The sequence below is a fragment of the Trichocoleus sp. FACHB-6 genome (genome assembly GCF_014695815.1).
Classification (GTDB): Bacteria; Cyanobacteriota; Cyanobacteriia; order Cyanobacteriales; family FACHB-T130; genus Funiculus; species Funiculus sociatus.
The window spans coordinates 1-18,342 of record NZ_JACJOY010000014.1 but is presented as its reverse complement, the minus strand read 5'-3'; the positions used below and the strand labels follow the sequence as shown (position 1 = coordinate 18,342).

The following is an 18,342-nucleotide window of genomic DNA, read 5'->3' as shown; positions in this document are numbered from 1 at the left end:
CCTTCTTGGCTTGTAAATGCCCTACTTTGGCTAGCTTACTACTGCGATCGCAGTAGTAAGCCACTCAGCGAAGGATTTTTCTTCGCATCAACAAGCAATTTCGCCGGTCACTCATCCGGATGTAACAAAGTTCATCCGTAAACTGTTGCATAAATATCAATCCCCTCCCCCCTTCATTTTCCAAGGGGTCAAAATCCTTTTGGTTTAATAATGAAAGCTTTGATTGCAGCTTTGCTTCTAAATCAAATCGCTCTCCGTAGTCCCAAATCCGCATTTCCAGGTAGCTAGCAAAAACTTTCACCTGGATTTCAATTGGAGTATTCTGCGGTAAGTCTTTGTGAGCATGGCGAACCGCATTGGTGAAGCCTTCTGTCAAGGCAACCTGACATTGCCACCATAATTCATAGGGCAGCAACGGTAGAGTAAGTTGCTCAAACCATTGCAAAACTTCTGTTAAAGCATTCAAATCCGTCTCAACCTGAAGACGGGACTGTACCAGGGGTTGTTCCTTTTGCATTAACAGAAGTAATTGGGGTTTCCTAATAAGCACCACTGTTTTTGCGAAATAAGATCAGGACAGTTTTAACAATTAGCTGGATATCGTAAATCAAGCTCCAGTTTTGCTGATAACGTAAATCTAAGCGGATTACGTCTTCAAAATTGCGTACTTGGCTTCGCCCATTTACCTGCCACTCCCCTGTCATACCGGGTTTCACATCTAAACGCTGCCATTCTGGCACTTCATAGCGCTCAACTTCATCCGGCGTAGGTGGTCTAGTGCCTACCAAACTCATCTCCCCTTTGAGTACATTCCAAAACTGAGGCAGTTCATCCAAACTACTCTTACGTAAAAAGCGACCCACCCGCGTCACTCGCGGATCGTTTTCATTCTTGAAAAATGCACCCGTAGCTTGGTTTTCGATTTTGTCTTTCAGTGCTTCCGCATTTACGCACATCGAGCGAAATTTCCAAACCCGAAACCGCCTACCCATCCAACCACAGCGAACCTGACTAAAGAAGATTGGCCCAGGATCGTCTACTTTTATGGCAATAACAATGGGGATAAACAAAATTGCTGAAATTACCAAACCTATCAGCGCCCCCACCACGTCAATACAACGCTTCACCCAGGAACGCACCGAAGGATGAGTTTCTGGTAGCTGTTTGTCTGACTTTTGTCCAGGTTTAGGTGTGGTGGCGTCTTTCGACTGCTCAATTGTCAAAACCTGATCCAGTCCCGTCATCGCCAAAACCGCCATCACTTGAGGATGGACGCTCCGGAGTACCAATTTTACTCCTTTGTCCCGCGCTACTTTTACATTACTAACCAGTGCGCCGACACCACTGCTATCTATAAATGTCGTCTGGCTCAAATCCAGAACTAATTGGTCGGTGACGGAACTCCCTTGCAAAAACTGCTGACAGCTTGTTTTAAAAGCCACTGCCTCCAGCACTGTGAGGCGAGGGGGCAGTTGCACTACAGGAGTTTCGTTGTAGAACGTAATCTGAAATTCTGCCTCTGGGTTGGGGCCTACCATGAAAACCTGGTACTAAGTTGCCACTTAATATTCTGAGCAATATTTTGCCTTAGTCAATTCAACTTCATCAAAAGTTTTTGTTAATTTTTTTTAATGCTTAAGAAATAATAATAAAAGTATATTTTTCTCTTTACAAAAATACAATAACCAAGCTTGTACTAGCTGACACCTTCACAGCAACAGCCGAGCCAAAGACAGAGTGGTTAATTGAGGCACTCCAGGCAGACAATAGATTGGTAGAGAGACACACTCAATGAGTACAGCGTGAGCGAGTTGCTTGCCCTCACGCTTTTTGCAACATGACCCCTAAAACCTCCGAATCCTCGAAGGCGCGGCTGATTGAAGTCTTTTCCGCTATTCAAGGCGAAGGACTCAACGTCGGCACCCGCCAGATATTCATCCGCTTTGCCCTCTGTGACCTCCGCTGTTACTTTTGCGATAGCGCCCATACCTGGCACACACCAGCCACCTGTAGCATCGAGCAGACACCCGGAGAGCGCGATTTTGAAACCCACTCCAATCCAGTAACTATCCCAATGTTACTGGATTGGATAAATCGGCAAAATCAACCAGGTCTGCACGATAGCATCAGCCTCACTGGTGGCGAACCCCTGCTTCATGCACCCTTTTTGGTAGAATTTTTGCCCCAGTTGCGCGACTTAACTAAATTGCCAATTTATCTAGAAACTGGCGGTCATCGCCCGGAACAGCTTGCAACAATTTTGCCCTATCTCGATTCTGTGGGCATGGATATTAAGCTGCCTAGTGTGAGCGGGGAAAGCTACTGGCAAACTCACGCGGAATTTCTCCAGCTTTGTTGGGACTCACAAGCTGAGGTTTTTGTCAAGCTAATTATTTCCAGTAAAACTGAGCCAGATGAGTTGGAACAGGCATCTGAGTTGGTAGCATCTGTTAGCCCTGGCATCCCGGCGTTTCTACAGCCAGTGACACCCCTGGAGATGCCTCATAGTATGGCAGTGCTTCCGCCAACGCCCCAGCAGGTTCTGGAGTGGCAGGTGTTGATGAAACGAAACCTTAAGCAGGTGCGAGTTGTGCCACAGACTCATAAAATGCTGGGGCAACTTTAAATTGTTCATGGTTTATTGGAAATTTCCAATGAACCATGAATAGTCCTGATTACTAAATCAGAGTGCTAAAAATACGGTGTTTGTATAAAGAATTGATAAAGAACCCAGAAATTTATGTGAAATTACGGTGTAGAAAATCGTCTTGAAGTATCACTTAAACTGTTCTAAATCTCTTCTTAAAAGAAACGCCTGATGCTGAGAAAGTAAAATTTCCTCGTTTTAGACATGATGCAAGCAAGGCATTGGCTTCGGGCGTTTAGTTGTTCCTTGGTGGTATCTGCGCTCTCTATCGCGGCAAATACTACCTCAGCTTACGCAGTTTCCCTAGAAAACACTCTGGCGATTCCGGGTGAAAGTACAGATTTATTCCCACTCAATGGTAGTAGTGGTGGTGCCAACATCAATCGCTTAGGTTTTTTCTCGGATATTTATTACGATCGCTACGAGAATGTTTACTACGGTTTGGGCGATCGCGGCGCAGGAGGCGGCGTCCTTTCCTATCAAACGCGGGTTCAGAAATTTTCTTTGGATGTTGACCCAAACACGGGGGCTATTAGCAATTTCAATGTGCTGAAGACAATTCTGTTTACTAAGGACGGTGAGAACTTCAATGGGTTGAACCCCACCCTACTCAACGGCGATGCTGGAAATCTCGGTCTTAGCTTTGACCCGGAGGGCTTTGCAGTTGCTCCTAATGGGAATTTCTACGTTTCAGATGAGTATGGCCCCTCTGTTTATGAGTTCAGCTCGACGGGTTCGTTCCTCAAAGCATTTACGACTCCAGAAAATATAGTTCCCAAAGTGGGAAGCATCCCCAACTATGTTGATGGTCGCCCAACCCTGACCAGTGGTCGCCAGGATAACCGAGGATTTGAGGGGGTGACTCTCAGTCCTGACGGTAGTAAACTGTTTGCGATGCTGCAAGACCCTTTAGTAAACGAGGGAAGTCCCGATGGACGGCGCAGCCAGAATTTGAGAATTGTGGAATTTGATACGGCAACGCGATCGCCCGTCGCTCAATATATTTACCAGCTAGAAAGTCTTGCCGCTATTAATGATCGCATTCCGGGAACTGATGACGATTTTGGGCAAAATTCTCAAGGTCGCAATATTGGCATAAGCGCTATTTCCGCCCTCAATAACAATGAGTTCTTGGTGCTGGAACGGGATAATCGCGGCGTGGGCGAAGCTGATCCTCTAGGTGAAGCCCCAGTCGCCAGTAAGCGCATTTACAAAATTGATCTCACAGGTGCCACAGATGTCAGCAACATCAGCTTGGCAGGTACAAACACTCTACCAGCTGGCGTAACACCTGTTAGCAAGTCTCTGTTTCTTGACATTGCCGAACAGCTGAAAGCAGCTGGGCAGGTAATCCCTGAGAAGTTGGAAGGTTTAGCAATTGGGCCTCAGCTCAAGGATGGTTCCTACGCAATTATACTAGGCACTGATAACGACTTTAGCGTTACTCAGGGAGATGCTGGTCAGCTGGATGTTTGCACTGATGGTACAGCCTTTACTCTCGTATCTATTGATAGCGGCTGTCCCTCTGGACAAAAATTGCTTCCTGCCTACCTCTACTCGTTTAAAGCTAGTGGTACAGAGTTAGAGGGGTTTGTGCCGCCAGAAAAAGTGCCAGAACCAGCTGCAACTGTTGGGTTAATGCTACTGAATTTTGGTGGTTTGTTGCTCCGGCGGCAATAAAAAGGCAAACAAGAAGAATTATTCCATCTCGTTACCAGGCTCAGCCTGGTAACGAGAATAACTCCGGCTTCCCGTTTAAGGTGTCGCCTCGCGTGAACCTTTTACTTTGGCTTTTGCTTTGGATGCACTGCGTTTGAGAGCAGTGAGTCGCATTTCATATTTGCTGCGTTGACGCTTACTAGGGGTTTGCTCAAGCAGAGCTTTCAAGGCGCTACCGAGACTTTTATAGGCGTTGGGGAGAGAATAGCCGAAGCGGGTGGCTAGCGCGATCGCTTTCTCATCCGCTTCAATCATTTCTTTTACTTGCTTGTCCCCATTATTTTTCTGATAAAGTCGGTAGCCTGATACGCCACACAACGCCAAAGCTAACAACAGCAGCAACCCATCTTGTACCCAGAGTTCGCCCACTGCGCCACCTAAACCAATGGCTAGCGCCGCCATTTCCCAACCATCTCTGGGAATGGTGTCATTTTGAATCCGAGCGACTTCGTGCCAAAATAGCAAGTTGCGTTGATCGAGTGCCAATTGATCCCATTTCACCAGGTCAATTTGAATCTCGATTTGATCCTTGCCAATTTCTTCACAGCGGAGCAGGGGAGGATTTACCTCAGTCGTTCCCTCGACTGTTACCCAGCTTTGCAATTCTGGCGGCAGTAAAGTTTTTAAACGCCGGAGTTCACTCATCTCGGCTCTGGCAGAAGAGGTTACATAGGATGTCATATTCCAGCCCCAGGAAGTTCGCTTCTCTACAGTAAGGGTATCATTTTGCAGTATAGCGATCTTCTGGCTAGAAACAGATTTACTCAGAGGGGAATCTTCCCCGCTTCTTGCGAGCTTCCATAGCCTTCTCTAACATTTGTAGTAATCCTGGGGCTTCTTCTTGAAGGGTGAGTAATAATCTCTCTCCCATTTCTTGATCGCCTGGATCGACGCCTGTTTCCATCACCTCTTTGAGGCGAGGCACCGCTACATTATCCACAATTTGAACTAAACCTGCCAGACAGCGGTGAAATTGTCTTTCTGTGAGAATCGAATCTTCTAGGGGAAACTCAATGATGGCACGAATTTCGCCATCGGTCGGGTCATACTCCCATTGCAGCATTTTGGTTTCCCAGGAAATGCAAAGCATTGTCTGGAGGATAGCTTCTTTGTAAGGATGGTCTTTAACTCCAGCTATAACTTGGGGAGCAAATAGCTTGAAAAACTCTCCCTCTTCATCTAGCTGAACAACAATTAAGAATTCTTCTACGTTTTCCGCTTGCACACCCGTCAGAATGCGGTAAGCTTCTTCGTCGATATGGTATTTCCAACCTTGGGTGTCTAGATAGTTGGCAATCTGTTGTAGGGTGGTACCCATGAAAGTTCGCGACTCAGGGTGAGCAGGAGTAATCTGCACCAGTATAATATAACCCGCTACCTGAAAATGGCATAGAGTTGCATAGCGACTACTGGCCTTGGAAGAGCGATCGCTCCTCACGGTGCTTTTGTCTTGTAATTGTCCTTGGTGGCGGAGGCGGTTTAAGTCCTGCTTTGGTAAGAACGACCACCCAAGTATAAGGCTGCTGCTAAGGCTATCCCTGGCAATGTGATAGCTGCTGCCATAGGAGTGTTTAACCAACCGGGTTGCTGATATTCCTGCCGATAATAAGCAGATTTTAATCCACAAGGTTGAGCTTCACTTGCTGAAGCGAACAAAATGCCACTTGCGACAAGGGCGGTGGATGCGATCGCAGCGACTGAGGATTTTACTTTCATGAGAAGATTTCTCCGGCTTCGCACAATTTCCATTTATTGTAACTGGCTGTGACTGAAGTGGGGTGCGATCACGCAAATACCCCCACCCTCGAACACTCCTAAATCCAGCTAATCTGAGTTTATAAAAAAAAGAGCGATCGCATTTAGATCGCTCCTACTATATCTCTTACACGCCTCTCCGAAAAGCAAAGAGGGTAGGGGGTGAAGTTCTTAAATCTTCGCTTCTTCCCTTACCAACTTGTCCCAACCCAAATCCTTGAGATTGTTATTCCGACGCAGCGGACGAGTTACTAATTCTAGAATGTCGCGAGCATTAGTAAAGCCGTGAATCTGAGCAAAAGTGAACTCAACAGACCACTTTGTATTGATACCGCGTGCTTCTAATGGGTTAGCGTGAGCCATACCAGTAATTACAAGATCGATATTCTGCTGTTTTATCCGCTGAATTTGATTGTAATTATCTGGCTTCTCGATAATTTTGGGTGTAGGTACTCCCATTTCGTGGCAAGTCTTCTCTAACAACGCCAATTCAGCAGCTTGATAGCGCTTATCCATGTAGGGGATGCCGATTTCCGGGCAAGTCATGCCGCAGCGAATTAGAAACCGCGCCAAAGAGATTTCCAGCAAGTTGTCACCCATAAAGAAGACAGATTTGCCGCGAATCAGTTGGAGATAGTCTTCCAAATTTGCCCAAATTTGCGCTTCTCGCTCATCTAACCCTTGGGGTTCTATTCCAAACACCGAGCAGATTTTCTCAATCCAGGCGCGGGTGCCATCGGGGCCAATTGGGAAGGGTGCGCCGATGAGTTTGCACTTGCGACGACGCATCAGGGTGGTAGCGGTGCGGCTGAGGAAGGGATTGACACCAGAAACATAATACCCTTCTTCCAGAACTGGTAGTTCGGTGTAACGCTTGGAGGGTAGCCAGCCGGAGACTTTAATGCCTTGCTTTTTGAGTTCCAGTGTCAGATTGGTAACAACTGGATCGGGGAGAGAACCGAAGAGAACTAGCGGTGGATGCTTGACATATTCGGCTTCGTCTGCCGTTACGTCTTCTTTCTTTTTGCCAAAGTTGAGTAAGGAAGCGATCGCATTCCTTTCTTTCTTCTCAGTTTCCACTACGGGCGCTTGATCGGGACAACGCGCCGCCATCGCCGCCAGCACGGTGTCTTCCCCTTGGGTGAAGGCGTAATCTAAACCGTTGGCACGAGCTGTCACAATGGGGATACCGATTTCTGCTTCCAGCTTGGGTGCCAAGCCTTCCAAATCCATCTTGATGATTTCTGTGGTGCAGGTGCCAATCCAGACGATAACACTGGGGTTGCGATCGCGCTTAATTTGCAAGCACAGCCGCTTGAGTTCTTCATAGTCATTCAGCTGAGCCGAGATATCCCCTTCTTCTAACTCAGCCATCGCATAGCGGGGTTCTGCAAAAATCATTACCCCCATCGCATTTTGCAGGAAATAGCCGCAGGTTTTCGTACCAATAACCAGGAAAAAACTATCTTCTATCTTTTGGTACAGCCACGCCACGCAGCTGATCGGGCAAAATGTGTGATAATTTCCGGTTTCACACTCATAAGTCAACGCTTGCGGTTCGGTATTAGCAAGGGTCATAGATTATTTTCCTCTCCAACTGGTATTTCTTAAATTGGCAATATTAGGTGTTAGTCGCGATCGCGTTTTACCCCTCGGCAAGACTCATCGATTAATGATGGAAGGTTACTAGCGTGGCTCTGTGGCTCTAATTTCGCTTCCTGCATACCGCTGGGAAGCATTTTGACAGCTTCCTCGTTATTGCCATCCTGCGGGGCGATCGCTTCTTCGCTTTGCACAAGGGTATTATTTAGCTCAACATCAGGATTGAAGTTAAGCCCTAAAGCTTCCACAATCCGATTCGGATCGTTGTTCAGATCGACAATTAGGGGCAGCATCTCGGTCAGTCGCGGCTCCAAAATTGACAGCGTTGCCAAGATGAAACTGGAAGAAGGACGACGTTGCCCTTCACTGTTAACCCAAACTCCCAGTTGCACCAGCCACGGTCGATTTTCTTGGTAATAGTCCAGCCACTTGACTTTTATAGATTTACGCAGCAGCTCGATATTCATTGAATAATTGGACAGTTGGAAGGTTGACAAGTTGCAAGCTTGCTCGTTAGTCTTTATTTCTTCCTCATTCGTCAATTGTCCTTTGCCAATAACTAAATTGGAGAGTTTTTGACCAATGTTTGATAACCAATGACAACAAACCTGCAACATTTAACCTACAACCTTCAAACCATCATTAGATCAAGTTCTTCGTCCTCAGTCTTCACATTTGGTTTTGTGGGATTGAGGTAGAAGTCAGACAGCAAGGAGAACAACTCCCGATCTGGAGCATCATTAGGTACAACGCCCTCTGGAAGCGCCAGAATTTGGTCAGCAATATTTAGGTAATATTCGCAGACGTAGTTAAGCGAGGGGTCAGTCTCTGCCATTTCAAACAGAGTTTTGCCCTTGACGCGGGAAACCCGGATGTCTTCAATTAGGGGCAATACTTCTAGCACTGGCATCGGAACTGCTGAAATGTATTTGTCGATCAAGTCGCGCTTGGATGTGCGGTTGCCAATCAACCCGGCCAGACGCAGGGGGTGCGTCCGAGCTTTTTCCCGTACTGAGGCGGCGATACGATTGGCGGCAAATAAAGCATCAAAACCGTTGTCGGTGACAATCATGCAGTAGTCGGAATAGTTTAGGGGAGCCGCAAAGCCGCCACACACAACGTCACCCAACACGTCAAACAAAATCACATCGTACTCATCAAAGGCATTCAATTCCTTGAGTAGCTTTACTGTCTCGCCGACAACGTAACCGCCGCAACCTGCACCAGCTGGGGGGCCACCAGCTTCAACGCAGTCTACGCCGCCATAGCCCTTGTAGATGACATCTTCCGCCCACACGTCTTCATAGTGGTAGTCCTTTTCCTGAAGCGTGTCGATAATTGTGGGAATCAGGAAGCCTGTGAGGGTAAAGGTGCTGTCGTGCTTTGGATCGCAGCCAATTTGCAGGACTTTCTTGCCGCGCTTGGCTAGAGCCACGGAAATATTACAGCTGGTTGTGGATTTGCCGATTCCGCCTTTTCCGTATACTGACAGTTTCACGCGCTTAGTCTCCTATAGTTTCATTTCAAACCAGGATGGTTGTCTTCCCTGAAAGGCAGTACATGAATCTTGGGGCTGCCCTCTTGAAAGTCAACTGTAGATTACTTTTGTTTGAAGGTTATGAAGTGAATTATTGTTCAATTGCCCAATAAAAGAAAGGGCTACTTGGAATACTTTACATAAATATAAGGATTATTCAAACGCATAGCAGTTTATGAAGCTTTATTAGATTCACAAAGGCTCCTGAGACTTATATTAGAGCTTTTTAACTATTTTATGTATTTTGTATTTGTAAATCGGTACAATAAACAAAAAAAATAGACGATCCAAAAGGTTTACACAAAAGGCGGAAACTAAAGAAACCAGGCAATTGAGGAGTCGGTGGGTAAACAGCAGGGGCGATAAAGTCTTAAATAGCGGTGCTAAGTCGGATAGACTTCGACTAATCGGCTAAACTGGCTGAAGAATATGGCTTTTTAAGAGGAGCTGAGAGTCCGATGTAAGTGGATTCGGAATAAGCGTGAATACTTGTTAAGTTTTTAGCAGTAGTTTTAAATAGATCGGGTTTGGGTTCATCGTCAGGGAGAGGCTTAACCTAACTAGAAGAAACTAGCCTTATATATATAGGACTCTTGGATGCGGGAGACGCATTTATATTTAGTAGCCCTGCGATCGCATTCTAGGTAAATCGACTAAAAATGAACACAGAAAGTGACATTCTCATCATCGGCGGCGGCGCGATCGCTTTGAGCATCGCCGTTGAACTTCGCTTGCGGGGTGCAACCGTCACCGTGCTGAGTCGCGACTTTAAATCAGCAGCTGCTCATGCTGCTGCTGGGATGCTGGCACCACAGGCAGAAGGTATCGCCCCTGGTGCGATGCTAGATTTGTGTATGCGATCGCGCTCTATGTATCCAGACTGGGCCAGCAAACTAGAACAACTCTCAGGCAGATCCATCGGCTACTGGCCCAACGGCATCTTGGCACCAGTTTATGTTAGTAGGAACGTAAGCGATGCGGTGGTCAGCAAAGCATTGCCGCTAGAATCCGTTGCTAAAAGCGATGAATCCGCCACAACGCTTCACCCGTCCACACAGTCGTCAGTCGTCAGCACTTGGCTAGACAAAGAAGCAATTCATCAAATTCAACCGGGATTAGGTGCCGAAGTTGTTGGTGGGTGGTGGTATCCCGAAGATGGTCAAGTAGACAATCGCGCATTAGCTCAAGCATTGTGGATAGCCGCACAGGAATTGGGCGTAACCCTCAAAGAAGGCGTTGCAGCTGAGGCGATACAGCAACAAAATCGGCGAGTAACTGGTGTCAGAACATCTGCGGGTGATTTTCGCGCCCAACACTATGTTTTAGCTACTGGCGCGTGGTCTAACGAATTGTTACCCCTACCAGTACATCCGAAAAAAGGGCAAATGCTATCCGTTTCATCCCCTCTGGTTGCTGGGGAATTACGTCGGGTACTGTATGGTGAGGAAATCTACATCGTGCCGCGTCGGGATGGCAGAATTGTAATTGGAGCCACCAGCGAGGATGTAGGATTCACACCCCACAACACCCCGACAGGTATAAAAACTTTGCTGGAAAGGGCTATTCGGCTTTATCCAGCCTTAAAAGACTTTCCTATTCAAGAATTTTGGTGGGGTTTTCGGCCAGCGACACCCGATGAATTACCAATTCTCGGCGCTAGCTCTTGCGAGAATTTAACCCTCGCGGCTGGTCACTACCGCAATGGTATTTTGCTGGCTCCCGTGACTGCTTCCGTTTTAGCAGACCTAATTTGGCAGCAAAAGTCTGACCCCTTGCTAGAGCATTTTCACTACTCCAGGTTCTACGCTGGATCTAGACTTGTTAATGCAACTCCAAAAATGCTTCAATTAAGCCGTCCTACTTCTTCTGAGCTGGCTCAGTCCTCGGATCTCCCAGCCGACCCCTTAATCATCGCTGGTCGCACGTTCAAATCTCGCCTGATGACGGGAACGGGCAAGTATCGCAGCATAGAAGAAATGCAGCAAAGTGTTATTGCTAGCGGCTGCGAGATTGTGACTGTGGCGGTGCGTCGGGTGCAAACAAAGGCACCGGGACACGAAGGGCTGGCGGAGGCGCTGGATTGGACGAAAATCTGGATGCTACCTAATACTGCTGGCTGTAAAACTGCTGAAGAGGCGATTCGGGTGGCGCGTCTAGGACGGGAGATGGCAAAGTTGTTGGGACAGGAAGACAATAATTTTGTCAAGTTAGAGGTGATTCCTGACTTGAAGTATCTGCTACCTGACCCGATTGGCACTTTGGAAGCAGCGGAACAACTGGTTAAGGAAGGCTTTGCTGTGCTGCCTTACATTAATGCTGATCCGTTGCTGGCAAAGCGTTTGGAAGAGGTTGGCTGTGCAACAGTAATGCCTTTGGGTTCGCCGATTGGTTCCGGACAAGGGATTAAGAATGAGGCGAATATTCAAATTATCATTGAGAATGCCGGAATTCCGGTGGTGGTGGATGCGGGGCTGGCAACGCCCAGCGAGGCTTCTCAGGCTATGGAAATGGGGGCGGATGCGGTTTTGATCAATAGTGCGATCGCGGGGGCTAAAAATCCGGCGGCAATGGCTCGCGCTATGAGTTTAGGTGTCCAAGCAGGTCGTCTGGCTAACCTTGCTGGACGTATACCTGTGAAAGTCTACGCCAGTGCCAGTTCTCCCCTAAGTGGCACGATTAGTGATTAGGGATTGGGAATTGGGGATTGGGGATTGGGGGCTGGGGAGTGAGAATTATCCTCTTCTGCTCTGCCCCTAGCCTCTCAAATCTAACTAGGGATTGGGGATTGGGGATTGGGGGCTGGGGAGTGAGAATTATCCTCTTCTGCTCTACCCCTAACCTCTCAAATCTGACTTTGTTAAAAAATATTACAAAAGTTAGAAAGTTTATCCAGCTTTTATTGTTACAATTGTTAAAACTTAAAAAGCCAAGGATATCATCTATGAAATACACAACCGAAGATGGCGGACGTTTGAACAATTTTGCAGTTGAGCCAAAGGTTTACAAAGCAGAACCACCGACAGAAGCCCAAAAGCGCAACTACCTATTCCTAAGCATTGGCGCGATCGCTCTGCTTGGCGGCTTAATGTTCGTTGCTGTTTCAGCATCTAACTTAGGCTAATCCCACGCCCAGACACTTTCAAGGAACGGGCAGGAAAGGCAAAAGTAGAAAGTAGCTCCAAACAGAGAAAATGAGTTTCTTGGTTTTGCCTTTTACCTTAGATTGGGCGCGTATTTAAAGCTGAATATTCTTCATAGCGTCTAGTGCATTCTGGTAATTCTCTGTCCTTCCTTGGGCGCGGAACATATCTGCGGCTTTCTGAAAATCTGCAACTGCTGCTTTGCCGTTTCCTAAGCGTGTGTGGGTAATTGCCCGGTTATAGTAAGCCTCAGCAAATCTCCCATCTAAAGCAAGAGTTTGAGTGTAATCTTCAAGTGCTTTCTGATTTTCAGAGAGACGGTTATAAGCTAACCCTCTGTTGTAGTAAGCTCTAGCACTCTTTGGGTCGATGCGTAAGGCTTCGTTATAATCCTCAATTGCCGCTTTAGTATCGCCTTGGTCGTCGCGGGCATTGCCCCGGTTAATATAAACATTTGCATCTTTGGGATTGAGCCGAATCGCTTCTGTAGAATCTGCGATCGCTTCTTGATAATTTTTTAGAAGGTAATGGGAATAAGCCCGGTTGCCGTAAGCATTAGCATAATCCGGATTTATTCGCAAGGCTTCAGTGTAATCTTTTATTGCATCCTGGTAAGCTCCCAGGATATGACGAGCATAACCCCGGTTGTAGTATGACTCAACATCGTTGGGAGCAAGACGGATAGATTCGTCAAAATCTGCGATCGCGCCTTTGAAGTCACCTGCATCTAGTTTGTCAACGCCCCGATTATAAAAATCGACAGCACTCATTTGAGTCTGGGCAATCTCATTGACATTCAGTAACTGACTAGAGGGATTGGCACGGACAGCAGAGGGAAGCCCACCGATTACTGTTGAGATTAAGAGAATGGCGATATTTCTGCAAATGGATTTCATAGCTTGATTTTCTCGCCCAACTAAAAAGAACTGAGTGTTGAATAGAAGTTTTGAGTTATTAATTAGTTCCTCGTTACTCCTGAATCAACATTCAGAACTATTTTAAGTTGCAGCTGGCTGAACTTCTTGATCTACCAACTGCCGAAACTGGATCACATCTTGCCGGGGATCGGAGTGGCTGACACTAACGGACAAGCGATCGCCCAATTTCACCGACTTGGTGAAACGCATTGCCAACTCTAAGCCCAAATCCTCTAACAAAATTAATCCCAACCTGTCGTCTTCTCGCAGCCAGCGCAACATCAACGCCTGCCAAACCTGATCGGCGTGACGGCGCAGATACTCCAGACCCCAATAACGATTTGTCTGGCGTTCCACTAATCTTGCTTCTTGGGCAGCAGTGCCGATACCCAGCATGACTTCTTGCAACTCTTGGGCTGAAAATGGCGTTGGTTCGCCGCGCAGGTGTGCCTTAAGCTGGAAGTGAGCCAGCAAATCGCTGTAGCGACGAATTGGCGATGTCACCTGAGTGTAGGTTTCCAATCCCAAACCTGCGTGTCGTCCTGGCGTGGTACTCATTTCACTGCGAGGCATACACCCGCGCATGGCACAATACCGGACTGGGCCTGCTGGCAGTTGCAACAATTCCTCTTCTGAGGGAAGTTCCGGTCGGGGTTGACTCCGGAAAGGCAGGGGAATATCGTGAGCCTTGGCATACTTAGCCGCAACTTCCCCGGTGAGAATCATCATCTCTGCCACCAGTTGCCGTGCTGGGGAGTCTTCCAGAATGTCAATGGTGATTTCGTCACCATTTACTTTAATCATCGCCTCTGGCATATGGATGTTAATCGCCCCTTGAGACTGTCGCCATAACTGGCGCAGTTTAGCCCACTTAGCGATCGCTGCTATCTCCGGTTCTCCCTGGATACCCAGTTGCAGCATCTCATCCACATCTTCATAAGTCAGGCGATAAGTCGGCTTAATTATACTAGCCTGGATGCCATACTCTTGTACTGCACCGACTTCATCCAAAATCACCCCAAACGAGAGCGCACTACAAATTTTTCCCTGAACCAAACTCATTGGCCCAGTTGCCAGTTCCGGCGGGAACATCGGAATCATCCCCGTCGGTAAATACACCGTAGTAGTGCGCCGTCTGGCTTCCAAATCTAATTCGTCGCCTGGAGAAACCAAACGCGAGGGGTCTGCGATGTGTATCCAAAGCTTTTGACGACCATCTTCGAGGTATTCAACACTCAAACCGTCGTCTATTTCTTTGGTACTTTCATCATCAATCGTGTAAACCTTCAAATGAGTCAGATCCAGTCGGTTGTCTTCCAGATCGCTCGGCGTTTCTTTAGCATATTGCTTCGCCACGTCTAACACCTTATCGGAAAAGTGAACTGGTATCTGACTGCGCCGCACATACAGGTTTTCGTGCGGACTCCACAATCCCAAATCTACCAGCAGTTGAAAAGCAGCTTGGGGAGTTCCGGGTCGTCCTAGATCGTTCATGGTTTCTAGGACGGAGGCTGGCGGGGGATAGGCGCGGTTCAGAGATTCTTGATTTAAGCCAGCACGAATCACATCTGCTAGCACTGCGGCATACTTTTCTATTGCTTCTAGGCGTTGGCGATCGCGGCGATCCCACTCCACCTGCTCGCCTGCGATCGCTTTCGTTAAGCGTGCCATAAATTCTTGCCGGGAGGTGCGCCGCTCTTGCTCGACTTCTATTTGATGCTTTAGGTCGGCTACTTGAGTTGCGCTCCGAGGCTCATAGCGATCGCCTTTTTGCTTGAAATACAGTTTATCTTCAGACAGCAAACAATGAGCCGCGTACACCAGTGGCGGACTTTGATCGGAAAACAGCACTGATGCCATTTCCATTGGAGTAACGGTCGTCCCATCCTCTACCAACAGTTCCCACGCTACTTCTATACTTGTTGGGTCTAGATAGCGCTGCACCTCTTGCAGGAAACTGGAAATCTGTGCAGGCTTATAGCTTTGACCTGCCACCTCATAGGTAATTTGTCGGGGATGGATGGTGTGGGATTGATTTTTGTCGTCTACCACAATCCAGTGCGTTTTCCCCTCTGGACGTTCTGTGACAGCAAGACGCCGCTCTCCATGCAGCCTAAACTCTATTAACGTTCCCTTCTCCACAAGTTTTTTGGCTTACCCTGTAACGTTCATCGGACAGCCTATCTTCGATTTTAGCGGCGTAGCGATTTTAGATTTTGTGGGGGCGAAGCAGTTTCTCCGCCTCCGATGATTTTAGATTCATTCAATCCAAAATCCAAAATCCTTGCATCCTAAATTTATTTACCCTTCGGCGTTGATAAAAGGTAACAAAGCTAGAATGCGAGCGCGTTTGATAGCCACAGTCAGGTCTCTTTGTTGCTTTGACGTTAGACCTGTAATGCGACGCGGCAGAATTTTACCCCGTTCGGTGATAAATTTCCGCAACAGTTCGACATCTTTGTAGTCAATTGGATCGTCAGGTTTAATGGGGGAAAGGCGGCGACGGAAGTAAGTCATCGGTAATTTTTATTTGTTAGTGGTCAGTTGAAAGATTCAAGGATTGTTTTCTTCCGATTAGCCAAGGATTACTTGATTTCCTTGTGAACCGTGTGTGTGTTGCAGTGGGTGCAGAACTTCTTCAGTTCCAGTCTTGCCGTGGTGTTACGGCGGTTCTTCGTGGTTGTGTAGCGAGAAACACCTGGCGATCGCTTCGCTTGGTTTGTGCGACACTCGGTGCATTCCAACGTCACAATCAGTCGAACCCCCTTCTTACTTGCCATAATGCTATTTCTACAAGATCCAGAGTTTGAACAAATTTAACCACAAATTACTATTATTTCATACGATTCGTCACTTTAGCAAATATTTTTTTTAGTCGGATATCTAGTGAGAAACCTCGACGTGTCTGCACTATGCAGGTTCGCGCTACCCGGTCATGGAATGCTTGTTGCCACTCGGCATCAGCAACAGCCACCCCAAAATCGACTGCTAGGGGAGTAACCAAGAGCAGCAAAGATAATCCGTTAGTTACGCCAATGCTCAGTCCAATCATAGCCAAAAGACTAGCAAGCCCCAGAATGCCTTCCCGCTTGGTTAGCTCAAAAAGTCCGGGGGTTTTGCGGAATTTGGGGTCGAGAACTTTCATATCCATTGCCCAACGTCCCAAACTCTGCCCTTTATTTTTGGCTGGCAGAAGCACCCGCAGACCCAACCATGCCACAATAAAAACTACTATCTGTGCGATCGGGACTAGTCCGGGAGTGTTTCCGCTAAAGGGCAAACTAATCAGCCAAACAGCCACAAAATCAATCGCGTAGGCAGCACACCGTCGCTCAATCGGAACTTTGGGTAATCGGCTGGTGGCTAGTTCGTTTGGCATGAAAAAAAGTGCTGACTGCTGAGAAGGGGACAAAGCAAGCAGTTCATGCTGGCTATTTCTATATTAAGCTTTTGTCCGTTGTGCTTCCTAGACAACTAATCCATTATGGCAATGCTGTCGGTTAAACAAGCAGAGACAATAATTTTCGATTTAGTGCAACCTCTGGCTAGAGATATGGATACTGAGGTTGTAGATTTATTAGCTGCTAATGGTCGAATTTTAGCGGCGGCGGTAACGAGCGAGTTGGATTTTCCCCACTGGGACAATTCGGCGATGGATGGGTATGCGGTGCGATATATTGATGTCGCTGGTTGTAGCGCCGAACAACCAGCGTTACTGGAAATTGTAGAGGAAATTCCGGCTGGATATCAACCACAGCGATCGCTCGAACCCGGACAAGCTTCCCGAATTTTGACCGGGGCGGTCATGCCTGACGGTGCTGATACAGTGGTAATGCAGGAAGTGACACGGCGAGAGGAAAACCGAGTCTTTATTTTAGCTTCCCCAGAACCGCAAGCTTTTGTTCGTCACCGCGCATCTTTTTACCAGGCGGGAACGCCCCTTCTAACAGCGGGAATAATTCTCAACGCTCCCGAAATCGCCATTTTAGCAGCTGCTCAATGTTCTAGGTTGCCAGTTTACCGCCGCCCCCGCGTGGCAATTTTGTCCACTGGTGACGAGTTGGTGACACCCGACCAACCCCTCAAACCCGGTCAAATTGTAGACTCAAATCAGTATGCCTTGGCTGCTTTGGTAGCACAGAGTGGCGGAGAAGCGGTGATGCTGGGAATTGTACCGGATGAGCCAGAAGTTCTTAAGGATGCGATCGCGCAAGCTGTCTCTAGTGCTGACATGGTACTATCTTCCGGCGGTGTATCGGTGGGCGATTATGATTATGTGGATGAAATTCTCGCTCAACTGGGTGCAGAGATTCATCTTCGTGCAGTTGCAGTTAAACCTGGTAAACCGCTAACTGTCGCGACGTTTTCTAATAACCAACATCCGATTTTGTACTTTGGTTTACCGGGAAATCCCGTGTCATCTTTGGTGAGTTTTTGGCGGTTTGTACAACCTGCCATCAAGAAACTTGCAGGTTTAGCCGCAGGATGGGAACCTGTATTTATGGAAGCGCGATCGCGTCACGACTTGCATTCAGACGGCAAGCGAGAAACCTACCTTTGGGGCAAACTACATTTAGTAAACGGTGTCTACGAATTCCAGAAAGCAGGCGGTAGCCACAGTTCCGGTAATTTAATTAACCTAGCTCAAACCAACGGTCTTGCAGTTCTAAAAGTAGGTGAAGCTTCCATAAAAGCTGGAGAACCAGTACAAGTATTACAAATTAACGCTTAATGTGAATTATGAGGAACAAGCACCAGCTTGAGGAAAAGTTAACACATCAATAGCAAAGCGCCGTTTGAGTAACAATCGTAAGGTATGACTTGCCAATTTAGCGGCAATGTGAACACAAAAGCCAGCAATGGTTTTGTTCAAGAGGCGGGTGGTGGTAAATATGTAGTGAAGAAATTACTACATAGATAGCGACGCATTATAATGATGGATAAAATACCATATAGCCCCAATGTGATTTTCTAACTTTTTAGAAAAAGATAAAGTTTTCCTAACCAATCGAGAAATTCTTTGAC

18 protein-coding genes and 1 pseudogene are annotated in these 18,342 nt (G+C 47.3%); 5 read left to right on the top strand and 14 right to left on the bottom strand.

The window, feature by feature from the left end:
- Window positions 1–64 precede the first annotated feature (64 nt).
- Both H6F66_RS02490 and H6F66_RS02485 read right to left on the bottom strand, forming a co-directional pair.
- A complete protein-coding gene (locus H6F66_RS02490; RefSeq protein ID WP_190417888.1) occupies window positions 65–517 on the bottom strand; it encodes an ATP-binding protein in 453 nt (150 codons plus the stop codon).
- A 22-nt stretch (window positions 518–539) separates the two neighbouring features.
- Window positions 540–1,538, bottom strand: a complete 999-nt coding sequence (locus H6F66_RS02485; RefSeq protein WP_190417886.1) for an anti-sigma factor antagonist — start codon at window positions 1,536–1,538, stop codon at window positions 540–542.
- Between the two features lie 299 nt (window positions 1,539–1,837).
- Here H6F66_RS02485 and H6F66_RS02480 point away from each other — a divergent pair, with 299 nt between their 5' ends.
- A complete protein-coding gene (locus H6F66_RS02480) occupies window positions 1,838–2,626 on the top strand; it encodes a 7-carboxy-7-deazaguanine synthase QueE (protein WP_190417884.1) in 789 nt (262 codons plus the stop codon).
- A gap of 225 nt (window positions 2,627–2,851) precedes the next feature.
- Window positions 2,852–4,327, top strand: coding sequence for an esterase-like activity of phytase family protein (locus tag H6F66_RS02475; protein ID WP_190417882.1), 1,476 nt, complete (start codon window positions 2,852–2,854; stop codon window positions 4,325–4,327).
- Window positions 4,328–4,402: 75 nt separating this feature from the next.
- Here the strand turns inward: H6F66_RS02475 and H6F66_RS02470 are convergent, their stop codons facing one another.
- From H6F66_RS02470 to bchL, 6 genes are all read right to left on the bottom strand, one after another.
- Entirely contained in the window at window positions 4,403–5,047 is a 645-nt protein-coding gene (locus H6F66_RS02470; protein WP_190417880.1) for a DUF3318 domain-containing protein, read from the bottom strand.
- A 79-nt stretch (window positions 5,048–5,126) separates the two neighbouring features.
- A complete protein-coding gene (locus H6F66_RS02465; protein WP_190417933.1) occupies window positions 5,127–5,684 on the bottom strand; it encodes a hypothetical protein in 558 nt (185 codons plus the stop codon).
- A gap of 161 nt (window positions 5,685–5,845) precedes the next feature.
- On the bottom strand, window positions 5,846–6,082 hold the full coding sequence (locus H6F66_RS02460) for a hypothetical protein (protein WP_199294813.1): 237 nt from the start codon (window positions 6,080–6,082) through the stop codon (window positions 5,846–5,848).
- 210 nt (window positions 6,083–6,292) lie between these two features.
- A complete protein-coding gene (locus tag H6F66_RS02455) occupies window positions 6,293–7,699 on the bottom strand; it encodes a ferredoxin:protochlorophyllide reductase (ATP-dependent) subunit N (RefSeq protein ID WP_190417876.1) in 1,407 nt (468 codons plus the stop codon).
- Window positions 7,700–7,749: 50 nt separating this feature from the next.
- Window positions 7,750–8,340 carry a DUF5331 domain-containing protein gene (locus tag H6F66_RS02450; RefSeq protein WP_242018987.1) on the bottom strand — a complete coding sequence of 197 codons (591 nt, stop codon included), beginning with the start codon at window positions 8,338–8,340 and terminating at the stop codon, window positions 7,750–7,752.
- Window positions 8,341–8,354: 14 nt separating this feature from the next.
- Window positions 8,355–9,221: a ferredoxin:protochlorophyllide reductase (ATP-dependent) iron-sulfur ATP-binding protein gene (gene bchL / locus H6F66_RS02445; protein WP_190417874.1), complete on the bottom strand. Its 867-nt coding sequence runs from the start codon at window positions 9,219–9,221 to the stop codon at window positions 8,355–8,357.
- A gap of 698 nt (window positions 9,222–9,919) precedes the next feature.
- On the opposite strand from bchL, the gene thiO reads away from it, so the two are divergent.
- A complete protein-coding gene (gene thiO / locus H6F66_RS29170; protein WP_190417872.1) occupies window positions 9,920–11,947 on the top strand; it encodes a glycine oxidase ThiO in 2,028 nt (675 codons plus the stop codon).
- A 254-nt stretch (window positions 11,948–12,201) separates the two neighbouring features.
- A complete protein-coding gene (locus H6F66_RS02435; protein ID WP_190417870.1) occupies window positions 12,202–12,381 on the top strand; it encodes a ssl1498 family light-harvesting-like protein in 180 nt (59 codons plus the stop codon).
- A 114-nt stretch (window positions 12,382–12,495) separates the two neighbouring features.
- Here the strand turns inward: H6F66_RS02435 and H6F66_RS02430 are convergent, their stop codons facing one another.
- The 5 genes from H6F66_RS02430 to H6F66_RS02410 all read right to left on the bottom strand — a co-directional run bounded on the left by H6F66_RS02430 (window position 12,496) and on the right by H6F66_RS02410 (window position 16,696).
- Window positions 12,496–13,296: a tetratricopeptide repeat protein gene (locus H6F66_RS02430; RefSeq protein WP_190417868.1), complete on the bottom strand. Its 801-nt coding sequence runs from the start codon at window positions 13,294–13,296 to the stop codon at window positions 12,496–12,498.
- Between the two features lie 102 nt (window positions 13,297–13,398).
- Window positions 13,399–15,459, bottom strand: coding sequence for an RNB domain-containing ribonuclease (locus H6F66_RS02425; RefSeq protein WP_190417866.1), 2,061 nt, complete (start codon window positions 15,457–15,459; stop codon window positions 13,399–13,401).
- A gap of 159 nt (window positions 15,460–15,618) precedes the next feature.
- Window positions 15,619–15,834, bottom strand: coding sequence for a 30S ribosomal protein S18 (gene rpsR / locus H6F66_RS02420; protein WP_190417864.1), 216 nt, complete (start codon window positions 15,832–15,834; stop codon window positions 15,619–15,621).
- 68 nt (window positions 15,835–15,902) lie between these two features.
- On the bottom strand, window positions 15,903–16,097 hold the full coding sequence (rpmG, locus tag H6F66_RS02415; RefSeq protein WP_190417862.1) for a 50S ribosomal protein L33: 195 nt from the start codon (window positions 16,095–16,097) through the stop codon (window positions 15,903–15,905).
- A gap of 53 nt (window positions 16,098–16,150) precedes the next feature.
- Window positions 16,151–16,696, bottom strand: coding sequence for an RDD family protein (locus H6F66_RS02410; protein ID WP_190417860.1), 546 nt, complete (start codon window positions 16,694–16,696; stop codon window positions 16,151–16,153).
- 111 nt (window positions 16,697–16,807) lie between these two features.
- On the opposite strand from H6F66_RS02410, the gene glp reads away from it, so the two are divergent.
- Window positions 16,808–18,049: a gephyrin-like molybdotransferase Glp gene (glp, locus tag H6F66_RS02405; protein WP_190417929.1), complete on the top strand. Its 1,242-nt coding sequence runs from the start codon at window positions 16,808–16,810 to the stop codon at window positions 18,047–18,049.
- Between the two features lie 177 nt (window positions 18,050–18,226).
- On the opposite strand, the pseudogene H6F66_RS02400 reads toward glp, so the two are convergent.
- A pseudogene (locus H6F66_RS02400) lies at window positions 18,227–18,342 on the bottom strand (IS1 family transposase); the annotation flags it as partial.